Below are 18,476 nucleotides of genomic sequence, written 5' to 3'. Positions count from 1 at the left end.
GTGCGTTTTACCACGCGGTATAATGGGTTATTTCTTTATCTTGGCAAAGGCATCAGCAAACGCATTACCCATAGCCGCATTTTGTGGTGCTTTAACCGGTTTACTGGCTGGTTTATTATGACCAGAACTCTTGGTATTGGTTGACGATTTACCCGCAGCAGGCTTTTTCTGGTAACTATTTTGTGGCTTACCTTGCGACTGTCTGGTTGCTTTTTCGGTATCAATTTTTTCATCAAGACGCATGCTTAACGCAATACGACGACGCTCAATATCCACTTCCATCACTTTCACTTTAACCACATCACCGGCTTTAACCACTGTATGAGGGTCACTAACAAACTTGTCGGTTAACGATGAAATATGCACTAAACCATCTTGATGCACACCCACATCAACAAAGGCACCAAAGTTGGTCACGTTGGTGACTACACCTTCTAAAATCATCTCGACTTTAAGGTGCTTCAATTCTTCTATACCGTCTTTAAAAGTAGCCGTTTTAAACTCACCACGAGGGTCGCGTCCGGGCTTGTCTAGTTCGGCTAAAATATCATTAATGGTCGGTACGCCAAATGCGTCGGTAACAAAATCGGCAGCATTAATCTGTTTTAACAAATCGCTATTACCAATCAGTTCAGTTAATGGCAATTGCTTAGCACCAGCAATCGACTCAACTAGGCTGTACGCTTCTGGGTGAACAGATGACGAATCCAATGGATTATCACCATTACGGATGCGTAAAAACCCCGCAGCTTGCTCATAAGCTTTAGGCCCTAAACGAGCCACACTCAATAGCTGCTTACGATTGGTAAATTGACCATTCGCGTCACGAAAATCAACCACGTTTTTAGCTAAGGTTTTGGTTAAACCAGCAACTTGAGCTAATAACGGCGCCGATGCCATATTTAAGTCAACACCTACGGCATTAACACAGTCTTCGACGACGGCATCGAGCGACTGCGATAACTGGCTCTGGCTTACATCATGCTGATACTGTCCTACGCCAATCGCTTTGGGTTCAATTTTTACTAGCTCTGCTAGCGGATCTTGTAAACGACGCGCAATTGATACCGCGCCACGAATTGACACATCAAGATTAGGAAACTCATTAGCGGCAAACTCAGAGGCCGAATATACCGATGCGCCCGCTTCACTCACAATCACTTTGGTCAGCGTCGGATGCGTTTCTTTTACGGCAGCGATTAACTCGCCAGTTAGCTTGTCTGTCTCACGCGAGCCAGTACCGTTACCAATCGCAATAATTTCAACTTTATGCATGGTCACTAAATTACTTAGGGTACGAATCGATTTGTCCCATAAGTTTTGTGGCGCATGCGGGAAAATAGTGGTGTGGGCCACCAGCTTACCGGTGTTATCAACAATCGCGACTTTCACGCCAGTACGGATACCAGGATCGAGTCCCATTGTCGCTTTAGCACCAGCAGGAGCCGCCATTAATAAATCGCCCAAGTTACGGGCAAACACTCTAATGGCTTCTTCTTCCGCGCTTTCACGCATCTTAGCGATAAACTCGGTTTCCATTTGCAAAGCAACTTTAATGCGCCAAGTCGAGGTCACTACCGTTTTCAACCATTCATCAACGCTAGAGTTAGTCAGTTCTAACTTAAAGTGATCGCTAATAATCACTTCACAATAACTGCCTTCTGTCGCTTGAGTATCGGGATCGGCGTTCATCGACAGGCTTAACATGCCTTCGTTACGGCCGCGCAACATGGCTAAAGCACGGTGAGATGGGATTTTACTCATCAGCTCATTATGCTCGAAATAGTCGCGGAATTTAGCGCCTTCTTTCTCTTTGCCTTTTACCATGCGGCTTTCAAGCACAGCTTGCTGTAATAAATGCTGGCGCACTTTACGCAGTAACTCTGCATCTTCAGCAAAGCGCTCCATTAAAATGTAACGCGCACCATCAAGCACTGCTTTAGTGTCGGTAAAACCTGCATCAGGATTAATAAACTCTGTTGCTTTGCTTTCTATATCTAATTGACGATTGGCTAATACTGCATCTACAAGCGGCTCAATACCCGCTTCGATGGCTATTTGGCCCTTGGTACGACGCTTTGGTTTGAATGGCAGATATAAATCTTCAAGACGGGTTTTACTGTCGGCGTCATTAATCGCTTGAGTTAACGCTGGGGTTAACTTGCCTTGCGCATCAATGCTCGACAACACCACTTGGCGGCGGTCGTGTAACTCACGTAAATAACCTAAACGAGAAAACAAGTTACGCAACTGAGTGTCATCTAAACCACCGGTAGCTTCTTTACGATAGCGCGCAATAAACGGCACGGTGGCGCCATCATCTAATAGCGCAATGGTCGCTGTGACCTGTTGTTCACGGACATTAAGTTCTTGAGCGATAATCTGGGCAATATTATGCATAATCAATCGAATTCGACATGGTTTAAAATAAAATTATGCCAAAGATACCATAAAGACCACCAGTTCGCTGCTAGTACGAAAGGCTTTATGATGTCTTTATAGATAATCGATAAAAAGAATGCATCATCGGGCATGAAGTGCTAAAACACAGATGATAATATTACGGCTTATATAAAACCTCACCGTTCTTCGACCACATTAAGAGTAAACCGCGTGAAAACTAAGTTAATCACTTTAGAAGGCTACAATAAGCTCAGAATTGAGCACGACTACTTGTGGAAAGAACAACGTCCTGAAGTCACTAAGATTGTCACTTGGGCGGCAGGTTTGGGTGATCGCTCCGAGAATGCTGATTATACTTTTAATAAACGTTTATTAAGGCAAATTGACCGCCGAGTACGTTATTTACGCAAGCTGCTGCCCGAACTCAAAATTGTCTATTACGCACCAGAGCAAGAAGGCAAAGTGTTTTTTGGTGCCACGGTTGAAATTGAAAACGACGCTGGTGACATTAAAACCTTTAAAATTGTCGGCCCAGAAGAAATTTACGACGAACGTAAAGACTACATCTCCATCGACTCGCCCATGGCCCGCGCGTTACTCAAAAAACAAGTCGACGATGAAGCGGTAGTGAGCACACCTCAAGGCGATAAAACCTGGTACATCAATAAGATTAGTTACAAACTAGAGCAGAAATAACTTATCCAAGGAAAACGGAATCAAAGGCGTTAATTGCTATGGTTTTGTTCCGTTAAAAAGAAGTATTGAACAGTTAAGCTTTGCTGCTAGCACTGGGCATGGTGACTCCAACACCACAAAGATATTGCTCCCTGATAGATTCAGCTTTGAAAGACCATGTTGACCCATGAACCATCAATATTAGGAACCATTTTGACGATAGCAAAATTGATTATGTGCGAGGTTGATGACGGTAAACAGGAGGCTTTTTCACAAAGTCAGAGTGCTTGGAGTCAGCTGTCGACGTGTAACGGTTTTGTAGGGCAAGCAGGTGGATGGGAAGCATCGTCAAGCACAGCCATTATTTTAGGTTTTTGGGAATCACAGTTTCACGTGAGTGAATTCATGAGAACAACCCACGATGAGATTTATTTAAATAATAAACAACAATCCACTTACCGTCATTGTTCAGTTAATTACTTCGAACTGATTTCAACTATACCTGGCTCAGAGATTGATTTTTCAGGTGCTGGAGTATTAAGAATCGCTTACTGCTCAAGAGTACTGGACATTGATAGGTTTAATCGAGATCAACAGCTGCTCTGGAACCCTCAACTGTCAACGCAACCTGGATTGCTAGGCGGTCACGTTTGGCGCCATGTTGAACACCATGACTGTTACTTGGTGGTAACGCATTGGGAATCACCAGCAGCTCATGAAATATACGCAAACAATGTATTGCCAAAATTACGGAAGATAGCCCACACTTCGGAGTACATCGAACAACTATTAGGTAAGGTGGTTGTTCTCGATACAAAGTGGAACGTCACATCCTATAACGGTTGATCACCACAGATGACATTCCATCTAACCAGTTTAAACCGGCATAATCATATTGTAGTTTCCCCCAATAAAACATTATCAATTCTTGAAGGTTTGCTCACCCGTTTATGGGCGAAAGTGTATTTAAGATATGGCCTTCGGCCACTAATGTCGTGGCGCTTCGCCCACACCAGACCAAGAGGAAATCAACGGCTATTCCTTCTTGAAACTCCCAATCGCTACATCAAATTTATTTGAATCACCTACAAACTGATGGCCAGTTTCACTCATTCACTACATTCTGGGATTAAGCAGTGTAAGTGAATAGCGAGGTTAAAATTTGCCCCCAAGTATGCAGAACCGCCGTGCACCCAAGCTGACTTTGTAAGTGTTTTCGGGTGATCCAAAATTAACTTAACATTTGCCATACTGCTTCAAACTGTGCGCGGTACAATTACTTCGCTTGTTCATCAAAGCCGATAATTTAGGGGGCCATATTTACTTGGCAGGTGTTAATCTCTAGCAAGTGCATCAACCGGATTCAATTTAGCCGCATTCCGGGCTGGCAGATAACCAAACACAATACCGATTAAGGTCGAGCAGGCAAAAGCTGCCACTATTGACGTACTCGAATAGATCATCTGAAAACTGCTGCCTGTGTAGGTAAATATCATACCGATAAGATAAGCAAGTCCAATCCCCAATGCGCCACCACAAAAACATACCAATACAGCTTCAATCAAAAACTGACGCATAATATCGGTTTGCCTGGCACCAACGGCCATACGAATGCCTATTTCGCGCGTTCGCTCTGTTACCGATACCAGCATGATATTCATTACCCCAATCCCGCCAACTAACAAAGAGATAAACGCGATAGCTGATATCAGTAACGTCATGGTTTCAGATGTTTTTTCAATACTTTTGCGTATCGTATCTGTATTAATAGTGAAAAAATCAACTTTGCCGTGGCGCATAGTCAATAAGCTAATAATGCCTTGCTCTGCCACATCGCTTGATACATTGGCATCTATCCTTACGGTAATATCATTAACATAATTTTGTCTAAGAATACGTCCTGACACCGTGGTATACGGCAACCAAACATTCAGTTCATCACTGTTGTCGGACACACTTTCAATTGGCTTTGTTACGCCAATAACACGAACAGGAAGGCGGCCGAGAAAAATGACGCTACCTAATGCACTGCCATCAGAAAAAAGCGTTTGCTCAGTATTGGCATCAATGACGGCAACCTGTTCTAACGCGTCGATACTGTCATCGGCAAAATATTGTCCTTTGGCCAACGCATAACCGCGCACCCGAAAATACTCAGTACCCACGCCTTGAACTGAGCCTGTGACGGTTTCACTTGCATAACGTATGGCAACATTGGTCCTAACGGTTGGGGTAACGCTGTCCACATAGGGCAATATTTTAAGCGCATTGGCATCGTCTGCCGTGAGCGACTTAACCCGTTCAGAGCGGCGATCTCCTCGCCCTGTGCCTGGTTTTATTTCAATGGTATTGGTGCCCATTGAGGCAATATTATCCAAAATAGATTGCTGCGAACCGGCACCTAACGCAACCACGGACACCACTGAAGCAATGCCAATAATAATGCCGAGCATCGTCAGAAACGTACGCAAACGATGATTGGACATGGCAATTAACGCCATTTTTAACGCTTCAAGGTATCGCGACCAATTTATCTTCATACTTGCTTGGGAAGATTGTCTGTCTGCGATTAACGAGCTCGTTTCTGCTGGGATACGTTTTTGGGTATCGGCAATGATTTCGCCGTCTTTTAGCTCGATGACGCGATCGGCAAATTCGGCAATATGTGGGTCGTGTGTCACCAAAATAATCGTGTGGCCGTCGCGATGCAGTTCTTGAATGAGTTTCATCATTTCTTCGCCGCTACTGCTATCTAAAGCACCGGTGGGTTCATCGGCCAGAATAATATCGCCACCATTGATTAAAGCTCTGGCCACACTGACACGTTGTTGTTGGCCGCCACTTAGCTGACTTGGTTTATGATCTAAACGATCGCTCAACCCCAGACGAGTCAGTAATTTTTTAGCTTTTTCGTGTCGGGTTTGCGGCCCCTCATTGGCATACAATGCCGGTACTTCCACATTACCAAGCGCAGTTAAATCTCCCAAAAGATGATAGCGCTGAAAGATAAACCCAAAATATTCACGTCGCAGGGCGGCCAATTCATTGTCATCCATACTGGATGTGTCCTGACCATTAATGAAATAACTGCCTGTATTGGGTTTATCCAGACAGCCAAGGATGTTCATTAATGTAGATTTACCGGAACCAGACGCGCCGATAATGGCAATCAATTCACCACGACAGATTTGCAGGTTAATGTTGTTAAGTACCGTCAGCTCCTGCTCTCCGGCGGTAAAAGAACGACTAACACCTTTAATATTTAACAGAACGTCAGCCATGGGTTATAACCTCATCTCTTTGCCAAGACCTGGTGTACGTTGTCCAAGCTTATTGCCTGTAGCTAAACCGGTCATCGAAACTGCGCTGTCTTTAGCTGAAGATTGACTAAGCATGATTTGATCACCTTCGTTAAGCCCAGAGAGGATTTGAGCGTAGATTTTATTGTTAATGCCCACTTCAACATCGCGGTATTCAATGTGGTTGTTTATGATCACTGGCACTTGATACGAAGTACTCGAACCTAATTTGGTGACCAATACCTGTGATGGGACCAGCAAGGTATCTTGCGCATTGGCTAAAATAATCGATACCTGCGCTGTCATGCCAAAGCGCAATAGGTTGTCAGGGTTTTCAACATCAAACAGAGCGTTGTAGTAAATCGCTTCATCATCGCCAATCATCAATGAGCTGTCGTCGCCGCTAAGCAAAGTTGGCCCTGGTTCAATGGTGCGTAATACACCACGGTACTTTTTCGCTGTCGCGCCCAAAATACTGAAATACACGTCTTGCCCAGCACTCACATTGATAATGTCAGCTTCAGATACTTGCGCTTTAATCGTCATTACGTCTAATTGCGCTAGCTCAATAATACTGGGGGTGCCTTGATTGTTATTAACGGTTTGCCCCTCTTCGACCGACACGTAAATCACGGTGCCATCAATAGGTGAACGAATAGTTGTGTAACCTAAATTGAGCTTAGCGTTATCGACACTGATGATTGCTTTGTCTTTTTCAGCACTGAGTTCATCAAGCTCAGCCAGATAAACCGCCAATATCGATTCTGCCGAGTCAAAATCTGATACCGAGGCAGCGCCATTAACCAGCATCTTTTTATTACGAGCATATTCAGACTGTGCGACTTTTATTTGAGCCTGCTTTGCCCGATATTGCGCATCAATACTTTGCAGTGATGCTTGGGCTTCTTTAAGAGCATTTTGTTGAGTTAAGTTATCGATTTGAGCAATCAAGTCGCCCTGTTTTATATTTTGGCCAACGTTCACGTCCATTGTTTCGATTAACCCCGATACTTGAGCACCGACACTGACTAATTTAGACGGATAAAGCACGCCATTGGTCAGTACTACTTTTTCGATGTTGCCGCGTTTAACCACATCGGAGGTAAAGATAGGTTGATCTTGTTGTGCTTGAGTGTACTTGTATCCTACAACGGCAACGATTGCGCCAAGAGTAAGAAGCAGCAAGGTGTTTTTAATGTTCTTTTTCATGTGGATCTCTTAATGTCTTTTTAGTGACTGATCTGCGCTAACAATCTTGTAATAACGGATTTGCGTTTACTTACTATCAATAACAGCAGAAGTCGTATTCAAAGTGGGTTTACACAATGGCAATGTTGACAGCGGATCCATGCTGTCATTATGTGGCTGTGCTTGTTCCGGATGAGCTTCTTGCGGATGAGCTTGTGGTGAATGAGCCCGTTGCGGCGTTTGACAGTGTCGCTCAAAACTCACAGTCAAAGAGTCTGAGTCCAGTACGAAGCCTTGCATGCTTTGTCGAAGCGATATTGCAGACACAGGGGCTGACACTGGGGCAGATACTGGGGCAGATACAGTGGCAGACGAATCGATATCTAAAAATTTGGATAGCGCATACAAATGAAAAGTATACATTTTTTGGCCAGGTCCTTTAGAGCATGGCGGTGCATACTCGTTACGATCATTCACAGTATTACCGCCAAATGAACCAACAGATTGATTTTCTTTACTGCCAGAACCAATACCAGAAGCTTGCGCCGGAATATTGTACACAGTCCAATACCACTTGAGTTCTTCAGGCTGGTTTAGTTTAGGTGCCTTAGTGTCACCTTGAGGTGGAGTGCCTTTGTTATTGTCAGTCGAGTCAGCCTTTGATGCGTTCTTTTCGTTGCCTGTGACATTGTTTGTGAAATGAGGATTAGGCATGTGGTCCATTATCATCACCAATGATTGGGTTCCGTCTGGTACTCCGCGCCAACTTAATGGTGGTGAAATGCCTTCTCCCTCACAGGTAAATTCAACTGGCAATGTCCCCTTATCGGAAAATGCAGGACTGGTGAGTTCAATTGACGGCTTGGCATTAACGGCGGTTGCACTGAGCAACGTTAAAGATAAAATGGCGCCAATAATGTGGGTATTCATGGCCTAATCTCCAATACACTTAAGTTAACGATTAATGAGTTAACTTAAGTGTATCGATTAGGCTTCGCTGATGGATGACAATGTTGTCATTTAACGATGGGTAACAACAGCCGCATCGTCACAACCTCAATATCACTGGGTTCAAGCGTAAGATCGCCACCATGCGCGCGAGCGATTTCTCTGGCTAAACTTAACCCTAAACCACTGCCGGATATGCCTTGGGTATGAGCAGGCTCTCCGCGGTAAAAACGATCAAACAGTTTGGCCCTGACCTCGTGAGATATCGGCAGACAAAAATTGCTAATAACCACTTCTATAGCAGACTCGTTTTGGCGAGCGTGGATAGTGACACCTTTGTGATGAAGGCTATAACGCATTACGTTTACGAGCAGATTATTTAACAGCTGCTTCAGCAACACAATATCGCCTTGTGTGATTAAACCTTTTTCAATAACACAATCAAGCTCCAGTTCATCTGACAGCAAGGTCATATCGGCAATCAACTCATCGACCAATTCAGTGATATTTATCGGTTCAAAATGCAACGCCATAGAGCCAGAATCCGCCTGTGATAGCAGCAACAATTTACGGGTAATAGCCGACAAATGCCCTACTTCATCAAGAATGGCATTGAGATCCAATAGCGATGGGTTTTCAGACAACACAGCTTGTTCAAGCTTACCTCTTAGCACTGTAAGTGGTGTTTTTAGCTCATGAGCGGCATCAGCCGTAAAACGAGAAACTTGTTGAAAACTGTCCTCTAGGCGATCGAGCATCATATTGTATGCATCAATCAACATTTTGAATTCTTTGTCTTCTTTATGCTCAGGCAAGCGATGGCTAAGATCTTTTTGGGTCACCTTATCCATGGCTTTATGTAATCTGTTTATTGGTTTAATGGTATTGGTCGAGATAATCCATGCGCCTAGAATACTGAGCAGTAATGAAAAAGGAATAACCACACCCAACGCGGTCAGCAAGGTATTCGTTAACTGATTTGTGGTGGCTGCAATATCCACAGCGATAAAACTTTGTTGGTTTGAGGTTTGAAATAAGCTCGCTCGCCATCGGTTTTGCTGATGTTCAAAAAAGGCCAGCTGACAAACCGCGTCGGCTTTATTGTTGTGGGGTAATATGAGTGACTCAGCGCGTAGCCAATTTAAGCGACTTATCACGCCTTGTACGTCTACACCGTCTGGCGCGGTTAAAAAGCCTTGCTCAGCAGAACCGACAGACAGCATTAATTGACTAGGTGAATTGATTCGTAACTTGTCTGTTAAATCAGTCATTAACCGATCACCCGAAATGGGTGTATCGTTTGAATCTCTTATATTCATTGCAGAATTATTGACATCATGCAAAGTACGTTTGCGTATTAAACGTTTTGCTTCCATACAAAGGCGAGAATCGAGGTGAGTCAATTCTACAGTCATAATACGCGACCAACTTAGGCTGATAACCAACGTAAGCACAGCGGTTACCGTTAAAATTGATATGGCAAAAATACGAGTACGAAAATGCATATTAACACCTTATCGAATGCTCAGGCGATAGCCTGTGCCGCGGACAGACTCAATGGCGCCGACCATTTTTCCGGCCTTCTCTAAAGAAGCCATCTTACTGCGGATACGTTTAATGCACACATCGACAACATTGGTACAAGGATCAAAGTCGTATCCCCAAACATGCTCCAACAACTGCCCCCGGGTTAACACTTGGTTGGGTGAACGCATTAAATGTTCAAGCAGGCTAAATTCTCGACTAGTAAGTTCGACCGATTGTCCCTGACAATTAAGGCTGCGATTAATACAATCAAGTTGCAATGCACCTACTTCGACAACATGCTGTTGTGTGCCGCCATGCCGACGTAATAAGGCTTGAATGCGAGCATGCAACTCTTCAACATAAAATGGTTTAGCTAAGTAATCATCTGCGCCCATGTCTAACCCTTGAACGCGGTCACCCAATTCATTACGTGCTGTAAGCAAAATAATGGGCGTATCGACACCTTGTTGACGCAGCGAACGAAGAATATCCAAGCCATCTCTGCCCGGAAGCATAATGTCGAGAATAATCACATCATAAGTATTGTTGCTTGCCGCCTGATAACCTTGATTACCATCGGCACAATGAGTGACATCGAAATTTTTGGCGCGCAAACCTTCACAGATAAAATCTGCAATTTTTTGTTCATCTTCGACAAGCAATACGTTCATTGAGTTTTATCCTTGGGAAACACTTAAAAGTATCTCACCTGACGCATCGCACTCGCAACCTATATGACAACATTGTCATTTAACAGATTAAGACTGGCCATACAGGATAAAATTTCAACAACCTAATGAGAGCGGAGTAGATAAACAGCATTGATGTTCGAAGGGTGATTCAATTTTTATCTAACATGCTAATTAGATATTAAAGGTATTGACCGAAGGAGGCGGTTACACATCCTGATGATGTTGACCATTGATTAGTGTAGTATTTTTAAACTAAAAGCATGATATCTAAATGCTCCTCACTAATATTGAAAGGTCATTCTTAGAGATTAAACATGTTTAATTTTCAACCATTATGCTGACTCGAATTGATCTACATCTAATTTTATTGCTCTACGTCCTTGTAAACTGATCATTCAATCGTTATCTGGAAGGCTATAAAAAGGTCTTCCTTATCTATTATCAAAAAGGAGTCAGATATGTCATTACAAGGAAAAGTAGCGCTAGTCACTGGCGCAGCTCAGGGCATAGGACGTGCCATTGCACTTCGTTTAGCAAAAGATGGAGCAGATGTTGCCATCGTTGATCTAAACGAAGAAAAAATGCTCGCAGTATCTCTTGAGGTCGAAGCCCTAGGTCGAAAATCAACTACTTTTAAAGCTGACATTAGCGACCGAAAACAAGTTTATGCCGCTATAGACCATGTAGAAAAAGCCTTAGGTGGATTCGATATTATGGTGAATAACGCAGGTATTGCGCAAGTTCAAGCCATAGCAGATATTACTCAAGAAGAAATGGATAAAATCCAAAAGATCAACGTAGACGGAACCCTTTGGGGTATTCAAGCCGCGGCAAAGAAATTCATCGAACGCAAGCAAAAAGGCAAAATTATCAGTGCCTCTTCCATTGCGGGCCATAACGGGTTTGCTTTACTGGGCGCATATTCGGCGACTAAATTTGCAGTGCGTGCGTTAACTCAGGCTGCAGCACAGGAATATGCTAGCGCAGGTATTACAGTCAATGCTTATTGCCCTGGTGTGGTCGGAACCGATATGTGGGTCGAGATTGATAAACGTTTTTCTGAAATTACTGGGGCCCCAATAGGTGAAACCTATAATAAATACGTGAAAGGCATTGCCCTTGGTCGTGCGCAAACACCTGTAGATGTCGCCAACTTTGTTTCATATTTAGCGGGTCCAGACTCTGATTACATGACAGGTCAGGCGCCACTGATCGATGGCGGTATGGTTTACCGTTAATAATAACCAAATGGTCCCAAAATGCAGGATTGTATATTTTGATCTGTCTTGGGTATATGGTTTAAAAATTGTGGGCTCATATTGAGAGTAACAACATAGCCTGCAGTTTTTAGCTCTGTGATTAACAACCATGTGAACATAGGCTGGACTCTAATCAGTACCCATCTTAGGTGAGCATGTCTATTGCTAGTAAAGTTGCACACTAGGGCTTTAATTTCCTGCTTAATATTCTTTATTTTTTACTGTTAAACTTAATATCCATTGTTCTCGAAAGTCTTTCTGAATACGTGAATGGATAAAAAGAGTTATCGCCATCGCTATAAAACCGCCAAGACTTGCCAGGGCCATATCTTTATGTGCATCCCAAACATCTCCCTGTGTGCCTAAATATGCCATTCCTAGCTCGCCACCAAATGCTTCAGCGGCGCCCCACTCAATCAATTCATATAGCATCGATGTTGCCATAATAAGATTTAAAGGCGTTAAATAACTCCAAAAGCCTTTCAAACCAGCAATCCGACAATACAAATCTCTAACTGGATATGCCAATAAAAGACCGTATGCCAAATGAATCAATCTATCAAAATTGTTCCTGGTCCAGCCCATATATTCATTAAGGCTAAAGTTAAAATACGACGTTAAAAATGCATCATAGGGAACATTGGAATAAGTATAATATGAACCTATTTCATGCAAGCTCATAAAGGCAAATATCAAACTATAAGAGAGTCGCGATAATGGGCATTTCTTATACGTAAAAAAAATGAACATGGCAGATAAGACAACGAGTACATTTTCAAGCGCCCAATCGGCTCGATCATAAGGCGATATAGAAATGACTAGGAATTCAATACCAAAGATGACTGACAGAATGAGAAAGTATCGTTTATGTTCCATAATATTTTTAGCCATTGTGAATTAACGGTAATCTTACAGGAGTCCAAAAGTCTGCTGTAGATGTCTTCTCATCCATAGCATGTAGAGCTCAATCACGTCTAATCACACCACAAAAGGGAGGACAACAGACGCCTACTGCGACTTACAAATTGATTATTTTAGTCCGACATCATGCATTTATAGATTAATAATGAAGATAATACGCTTTATTTTTCTACAATAACCCTATACACAACATTCTCCCTATTTACTTCACAATCACGCACTGAACTTATTTACGCCCAAGTATTCTTAAGATACGAAGGAACAAGTTGATGATGTCCATGTACAACGCAGCTGCGCTATCAATCGCATTATCGAGTGTTTTGGGTATCTGATTAGCCCGCCCCCAGTCATACCCAATATAGCCACAGAAAATCAGCACCACTATCCAATCAAGAATCCCATGGTGGATCCCAAAAACAAATATCTCAATCAACTCCACAACAATAACAAGCAGCAGGGCGATACTGAGTGCACCAGATATTTTTTTAAAAAAAGCAGGAAACATAGACCCTAAGCACATCATGCCAATGGTCACTAAGCCAGTAATCCGAATCGCTTCAGATACAATGGAGGCATCGTAGCCACTCACCACCAAGTTAATAATTAAACCAAAGGGAATAACGACAAAATTGTAACCAATAAAACTCACCAGTGGATTACTAGACTTATTAAACAGATACAGACCAAAAAAGCATGAAGCAAAGTACCCAATAAAGAAAATCCAAGGATTAACATCCGCTATCGATTGAGGATCGATATTTGTGACCATCAACCAGTTCATAGCAAAACCCCAACAAAGGGTTAAACCGATAGCAAAATTATAGGCTGTCGCACTAATGATGGGGTCAGTAGTACTGCTTCTTTTAAATACATTTACTTCCATGTTACTTCCTCGTAGCTGTTGGTAAAACGCTTTACTAATAGACCATTGACAGTAAGCTATACCAATTTACAGCGTAGCCAACTGTTTTGTGTCTTTGCTGAGTTTATTGCCAATTGAAGTTACGCCAATAACGATTCAAATTGTCGCGATTAATCCTGAATAAACGGCAATAATGTCAAACACAACCAAATTCCTTATGTAAATTCCTTTTGTAACTTCCTTGTGTAAATTCCCTTTGTAAATTGACTTCCAAGTCAGTACGTTATGTTAACTTAAAGATGGACTACAATACCTTAGCGTTTAAAATCTAAAATAAGTCAACGTTAGCGTTATTGCCAGTGAGTCAACAGGACAAATTCACTGAGCTTCAGCACGAAAACTGATGTTAACAAGCGAGCATAATCGAAGCGTAAGGATAAAGATAACCCTTAATAGAGATGACGATAATGATTTTAAACGAAATGATGACTAGACAATATTTGCACGAAATATAACCAAAACTAAATCGTGAAAGGTGTAGTATTCTAAGCCAAAGATACTGGTGATTTTTAACAAGCAAAACAGGGGTTTCAACTTGTTAATGTCTCAGTTTGAACAACATAATAATTAAACTTATTGCGAGTGCATTATGATCAATCAGCTGCAGGAAAAATATCAACTGTCACTATTGTTGCTACTCAGCGCCGTGGCTGTATTGGGGATTTCTCCTTTTGTGGTGATACGTTATCTTGCTGGTAACTTTACGGCTGCAATTATTGATATTACGCTGATATTAGGCATCATAGCGCTAGTTACTTATGCACATTATGTAAAAAAAATCCGCATCGTAAGCGCGGTGATAGCAATATTTATTAATGTCGGTGTTGTCGTTATTGTTATTGCTAACGGAATAGATAGTTTTTTGTGGATTTACCCTGTTTTCGCCAGCACTTTTGTTCTGGTAAAGCCAATTGAAGCCCTTGGTATTAATGCTGTCGCCGGCGTTGCTGTAGTAAAACTATCTAACATTTTTGCCACCATATCAGAGGACTCCTTCATTGTGACAAACTTGATGTTGTCATTGTGTGTTTTCGTTTATGCCAGCCACAGTGCCAAGCAATTTCGCTTGCTGGAAGATCTCAATACGATAGACCCACTCACAGGTGCATTTAATCGCCGCGCCATGAGTTCAGATATGAATGAGGTGTTATCCAACGCCGATAGCCACAGTATTAGGCAGTGGCTAGCCATCCTAGATTTAGATTACTTTAAGAGGGTTAATGATAAATTCGGTCATGCTGTGGGCGACCAAATCCTTAAAAATTTTGTGACGATTACCACTTCGCACATTGGTAAATATGATCGGCTTTATCGCTTTGGCGGGGAGGAGTTTGTGCTATTAATTCCCGAGAGCAGTAATCAACAACCAGCGTATTTTGACAGCCTGAGAACGGCGATTAAAAAAGAATTGAAAAATCCAGATGGCGAAGAAATAACCGTGTCATTTGGTGTCGCACTCTGGGTTCCAGGTACAACGGCAGACACATGGCTACAACGCGCAGATGAAGCACTTTATCTCGCAAAAAACAGAGGTCGTGATGATGTCGTCTTCAGTGACTAATACATAGGCACGAAAGGCTTTACCCTCACAGATTAATGTATTGAAAATTAATCTAAAAAAATGGGAAGTAGTAACCTCTTTTGTTCGTAGTGGGCATAAATGAGTTTACAAAGCTTGCGCCACATAATCCCTAAATCAACATAATCCCTAAATCAACATAAGCAAACAACTTATCTTCCCGTCGTAGCAGCTCATTTTTTCACTCAAAAAAATAGGCTCAAGTCGTTAAACTTGAACCTATTTACGGGTTATTTAAAGCAGGTCATAACCTTAGGTTAAAACCAAGCGACTGAGCGAGAAGACTTAACTAAATTACCTCGCTAAATTACGTAATACATAATGCAAGATGCCGCCATGTCGGTAATAACTAAACTCATTAGGGGTATCAATGCGGATTTTAGCTTCAAACGAATGTTGCTTACCCGCTTTGTCGGTCACTGATACATTCACGGTTTTCTGCTCGGCGCTTACCGCAGGAATACTAAATTGCTCTTCACCTGTGAGGTTTAGCGATTCTGCACTGTCATCAGGCATAAACTGCAGTGGCAAGATACCCATTCCAACCAAATTAGAACGGTGAATACGCTCATAACTTTGCGCGATAACCGCTTTTACCCCCAACAATGCAGGCCCTTTGGCCGCCCAGTCTCGTGAGCTACCGGTGCCATATTCTTTACCTGCCAGCACAATACAAGGCGTACCTTGTTGCTGATACTGCATAGCGGCATCAAATACTGTCATCGACTCACCGTTAGGCATTGAACGTGTCCAACAGCCTTCGGTTCCCGGTGCCAGCAGGTTTCTTAGCCTTACATTGGCAAAGGTGCCGCGCATCATTACTTCATGGTTGCCACGGCGTGAACCGTAAGAGTTAAAGTCCTTAATGGCGACTCCAGCTTGCTGTAAATAGTCTCCGGCAGGGCTGTCTGGGGCAATAGATCCCGCAGGTGAAATATGGTCGGTAGTGACCGAATCACCTAACTTAAGTAAACAACGGGCATTGTCGATAGCCATAATTTTCGGTATTTCGGCACTGATCCCATCAAAAAATGGCGGCTGTTTAACATAGGTGGAATCGGGCCAGTTATATTTTTGGCTCTGTACCACCTCAAGCCCTTGCCAGTCTGCGTCGCCGCTGTATACATCGGCATAACGGGAAACAAACATCTCACTTTGCACCGCGCTGGCCATGACCTGCTGGATTTCCTGATTGTCTGGCCAGATATCTTTTAAATACACCGCATTACCATCAGCATCTTCACCCAATGGCTCAGTGACCATATCGGCTTTCATATTACCGGCCAATGCATATGCCACCACTAATGGCGGCGATGCTAAGTAATTGGCTTGCACTTCTGGATGGATACGTCCATCAAAGTTACGGTTGCCCGACAACACCGAACACACCTTTAACCTGCCCTGTTGTATCGCTTCGCTGACGGGTTGAGGCAATGGGCCGGAATTACCAATACAAGTGGTACAGCCGTAGCCAACCAACTGAAAGCCTAGTGCATCTAAATCGACATTAAGACCTGATTTTATTAAATAATCCGTCACTACCTGTGAGCCAGGTGCAAAGCTGGTTTTCACCCACGGTTTAACCTGTAAGCCTTTTTCACGAGCGTTTCTGGCCAATAGTCCGGCGGCGATTAACACCGATGGATTAGAGGTATTAGTACAGCTGGTTATCGCCGCTATCACTACCGCGCCAGCTTCCAGCACAAAGTCTTTATCTCGATAACGGCAAGCAACACCGGTACTACCATCAACGACGGAAACTTGCACTGATGGGCCACCCTCGCTTGCCAGCTCGTCTTTACCTTCGGCGTCGATGTGGCTAACAGGGATCTGACTATCCAACCACTGACGGAAACTGACTCCAGCTTGCTCAAGTGCAATTCTGTCCTGTGGCCTTTTGGGGCCAGCGATAGAAGGCACAATACTGCCTAAATCCAGTTGTAAGCTGGCGTGATAACAGGCTTTGTTGTCGGATGCACTGGCCCACATACCCATCTGTTTAAGATATGCCTTGATCAGCGCGATATGCTCTGGATCACGACCAGTAAGCTTTAGGTAATCTAGTGTTTGTTGGTCAATCGGGAAAATGCCACAAGTAGCACCGTATTCTGGCGCCATATTGGCAATGGTCGCCCTATCGGCCAAGGTTAATTGATCGACACCGGCACCAAAAAATTCAACAAACTTACCTACCACGCCAAATGAGCGCAGTTGTTCGGTCACGGTTAACACCAGATCGGTAGCGGTAACCCCTGGAGGCAATTTACCGATAAATTCAAATCCGACAATTTCGGGTAACAACATCGTCACGGGTTGGCCTAACATCGCGGCCTCAGCCTCAATGCCGCCGACGCCCCAACCTAATACCCCCAAACCGTTGATCATGGTGGTATGAGAATCGGTTCCGACTAAGGTGTCTGGATACAATAGGTTATCTTCATCTTCTTTGACAAAGACCACTCTCGCCAGATATTCCAGATTGATTTGGTGCACGATACCGCGCCCGGGCGGTACCACTTTAAAGTTGTCGAAGGCTTGCTGACCCCAACGCAAAAACTGATATCGTTCGCGGTTTCGTTGAATTTCAATGGCAGTATTTTTTTGCAACGCCCCTGTTTCGGCAAATACATCGACCATCACTGAGTGGTCAATAACCAGCTCCACCGGGTTCAGTGGATTAATAGCGTCGGCATTGCCGCCCAATGTCACGATTGCATCACGCATAGCGGCTAAATCGACGACTGAAGGTACACCGGTAAAATCTTGTAGAATGACTCGAGAAGGGACAAAGGCAATTTCGGTTTCAGACCAGTTATCCAGATCCCAGCGGGCCAAAATTTCAATATCCTTCGGCTGGACAAATTCCGAATTTTCATAACGCAGTAGATTTTCTAATAATATTTTTGCCGCAAAGGGTAAGCGGGATAAATCGTAGTGTTCTGCTAGTCGATCAAAGCTGTAATACCGGAAAGTTTTGTCATTACTTTCAATCTGTTTCAATAATTGCATAGAATCGTTCATTACTGATCTCCCTATAAACGTTTACTGGCACTTCCTGCTAAG

Annotated in this window: 13 protein-coding genes and 1 pseudogene; 4 read left to right on the top strand and 10 right to left on the bottom strand. The window is 43.2% G+C overall.

The window, feature by feature from the left end:
• Nucleotides 1–27: 27 nt before the first annotated feature.
• Nucleotides 28–2,400 carry a Tex family protein gene (locus AAEY98_RS04345; RefSeq protein WP_101084866.1) on the bottom strand — a complete coding sequence of 791 codons (2,373 nt, stop codon included), beginning with the start codon at nucleotides 2,398–2,400 and terminating at the stop codon, nucleotides 28–30.
• A 213-nt stretch (nucleotides 2,401–2,613) separates the two neighbouring features.
• Here AAEY98_RS04345 and greB point away from each other — a divergent pair, with 213 nt between their 5' ends.
• Together greB and AAEY98_RS04335 are read left to right on the top strand one after the other, a co-directional pair.
• Entirely contained in the window at nucleotides 2,614–3,099 is a 486-nt protein-coding gene (gene greB, locus AAEY98_RS04340) for a transcription elongation factor GreB (RefSeq protein WP_011635724.1), read from the top strand.
• 192 nt (nucleotides 3,100–3,291) lie between these two features.
• Nucleotides 3,292–3,924 carry a DUF4937 domain-containing protein gene (locus AAEY98_RS04335; protein ID WP_351015200.1) on the top strand — a complete coding sequence of 211 codons (633 nt, stop codon included), beginning with the start codon at nucleotides 3,292–3,294 and terminating at the stop codon, nucleotides 3,922–3,924.
• 278 nt (nucleotides 3,925–4,202) lie between these two features.
• Here the strand turns inward: AAEY98_RS04335 and AAEY98_RS04330 are convergent.
• The 6 genes and pseudogenes from AAEY98_RS04330 to AAEY98_RS04305 all read right to left on the bottom strand — a co-directional run.
• Nucleotides 4,203–4,354 (bottom strand): annotated as a pseudogene (locus AAEY98_RS04330) (transposase); the annotation flags it as partial.
• A 58-nt stretch (nucleotides 4,355–4,412) separates the two neighbouring features.
• The gene (locus AAEY98_RS04325; protein ID WP_335692063.1) at nucleotides 4,413–6,359 is read right to left on the bottom strand and encodes a MacB family efflux pump subunit; all 1,947 of its coding nucleotides are present in this window, start codon (nucleotides 6,357–6,359) and stop codon (nucleotides 4,413–4,415) included.
• A 3-nt stretch (nucleotides 6,360–6,362) separates the two neighbouring features.
• Nucleotides 6,363–7,586, bottom strand: a complete 1,224-nt coding sequence (locus AAEY98_RS04320; protein WP_101084862.1) for an efflux RND transporter periplasmic adaptor subunit — start codon at nucleotides 7,584–7,586, stop codon at nucleotides 6,363–6,365.
• A 66-nt stretch (nucleotides 7,587–7,652) separates the two neighbouring features.
• Nucleotides 7,653–8,495, bottom strand: coding sequence for a YbhB/YbcL family Raf kinase inhibitor-like protein (locus AAEY98_RS04315; RefSeq protein WP_351015197.1), 843 nt, complete (start codon nucleotides 8,493–8,495; stop codon nucleotides 7,653–7,655).
• An 86-nt stretch (nucleotides 8,496–8,581) separates the two neighbouring features.
• Nucleotides 8,582–10,018 (bottom strand): ATP-binding protein, encoded by a 1,437-nt coding sequence (locus tag AAEY98_RS04310; protein WP_351015194.1) that lies wholly within the window; start codon nucleotides 10,016–10,018, stop codon nucleotides 8,582–8,584.
• Between the two features lie 9 nt (nucleotides 10,019–10,027).
• Complete coding sequence (locus AAEY98_RS04305) at nucleotides 10,028–10,711, bottom strand: response regulator transcription factor (protein WP_162022055.1); 684 nt, start codon at nucleotides 10,709–10,711, stop codon at nucleotides 10,028–10,030.
• A gap of 479 nt (nucleotides 10,712–11,190) precedes the next feature.
• On the opposite strand from AAEY98_RS04305, the gene AAEY98_RS04300 reads away from it, so the two are divergent.
• Nucleotides 11,191–11,970, top strand: coding sequence for an acetoin reductase (locus AAEY98_RS04300; RefSeq protein WP_101084858.1), 780 nt, complete (start codon nucleotides 11,191–11,193; stop codon nucleotides 11,968–11,970).
• Nucleotides 11,971–12,192: 222 nt separating this feature from the next.
• Here the strand turns inward: AAEY98_RS04300 and AAEY98_RS04295 are convergent, their stop codons facing one another.
• A complete protein-coding gene (locus tag AAEY98_RS04295; protein ID WP_351008650.1) occupies nucleotides 12,193–12,882 on the bottom strand; it encodes a DUF2238 domain-containing protein in 690 nt (229 codons plus the stop codon).
• A gap of 256 nt (nucleotides 12,883–13,138) precedes the next feature.
• Nucleotides 13,139–13,795 carry a Bax inhibitor-1 family protein gene (locus AAEY98_RS04290; RefSeq protein WP_351008652.1) on the bottom strand — a complete coding sequence of 219 codons (657 nt, stop codon included), beginning with the start codon at nucleotides 13,793–13,795 and terminating at the stop codon, nucleotides 13,139–13,141.
• Nucleotides 13,796–14,423: 628 nt separating this feature from the next.
• On the opposite strand from AAEY98_RS04290, the gene AAEY98_RS04285 reads away from it, so the two are divergent.
• A complete protein-coding gene (locus tag AAEY98_RS04285) occupies nucleotides 14,424–15,395 on the top strand; it encodes a GGDEF domain-containing protein (RefSeq protein ID WP_351015189.1) in 972 nt (323 codons plus the stop codon).
• 312 nt (nucleotides 15,396–15,707) lie between these two features.
• On the opposite strand, the gene acnA is transcribed toward AAEY98_RS04285, so the two are convergent.
• Nucleotides 15,708–18,434, bottom strand: coding sequence for an aconitate hydratase AcnA (gene acnA, locus AAEY98_RS04280; protein ID WP_162022054.1), 2,727 nt, complete (start codon nucleotides 18,432–18,434; stop codon nucleotides 15,708–15,710).
• Nucleotides 18,435–18,476 lie beyond the last annotated feature (42 nt).

Origin of the sequence: Shewanella sp. AC91-MNA-CIBAN-0169 (assembly GCF_040310165.1) — a bacterium.
Classification (GTDB): Bacteria; Pseudomonadota; Gammaproteobacteria; order Enterobacterales; family Shewanellaceae; genus Shewanella.
This window is presented reverse-complemented; position numbering and strand designations above follow the sequence as displayed.

What these genes read in the sequence shown, in the direction of transcription:
- AAEY98_RS04300 (WP_101084858.1), top strand. Translation starts at nt 11,191, where the DNA reads ATGTCATTACAAGGAAAAGTAGCGCTAGTCACTGGCGCAGCTCAGGGC.
- AAEY98_RS04320 (WP_101084862.1), bottom strand. Translation starts at nt 7,586, where the DNA reads ATGAAAAAGAACATTAAAAACACCTTGCTGCTTCTTACTCTTGGCGCA.
- AAEY98_RS04325 (WP_335692063.1), bottom strand. Translation starts at nt 6,359, where the DNA reads ATGGCTGACGTTCTGTTAAATATTAAAGGTGTTAGTCGTTCTTTTACC.
- AAEY98_RS04285 (WP_351015189.1), top strand. Translation starts at nt 14,424, where the DNA reads ATGATCAATCAGCTGCAGGAAAAATATCAACTGTCACTATTGTTGCTA.
- AAEY98_RS04290 (WP_351008652.1), bottom strand. Translation starts at nt 13,795, where the DNA reads ATGGAAGTAAATGTATTTAAAAGAAGCAGTACTACTGACCCCATCATT.
- acnA (WP_162022054.1), bottom strand. Translation starts at nt 18,434, where the DNA reads ATGAACGATTCTATGCAATTATTGAAACAGATTGAAAGTAATGACAAA.
- AAEY98_RS04295 (WP_351008650.1), bottom strand. Translation starts at nt 12,882, where the DNA reads ATGGCTAAAAATATTATGGAACATAAACGATACTTTCTCATTCTGTCA.
- AAEY98_RS04315 (WP_351015197.1), bottom strand. Translation starts at nt 8,495, where the DNA reads ATGAATACCCACATTATTGGCGCCATTTTATCTTTAACGTTGCTCAGT.
- AAEY98_RS04305 (WP_162022055.1), bottom strand. Translation starts at nt 10,711, where the DNA reads ATGAACGTATTGCTTGTCGAAGATGAACAAAAAATTGCAGATTTTATC.
- AAEY98_RS04310 (WP_351015194.1), bottom strand. Translation starts at nt 10,018, where the DNA reads ATGCATTTTCGTACTCGTATTTTTGCCATATCAATTTTAACGGTAACC.
- AAEY98_RS04345 (WP_101084866.1), bottom strand. Translation starts at nt 2,400, where the DNA reads ATGCATAATATTGCCCAGATTATCGCTCAAGAACTTAATGTCCGTGAA.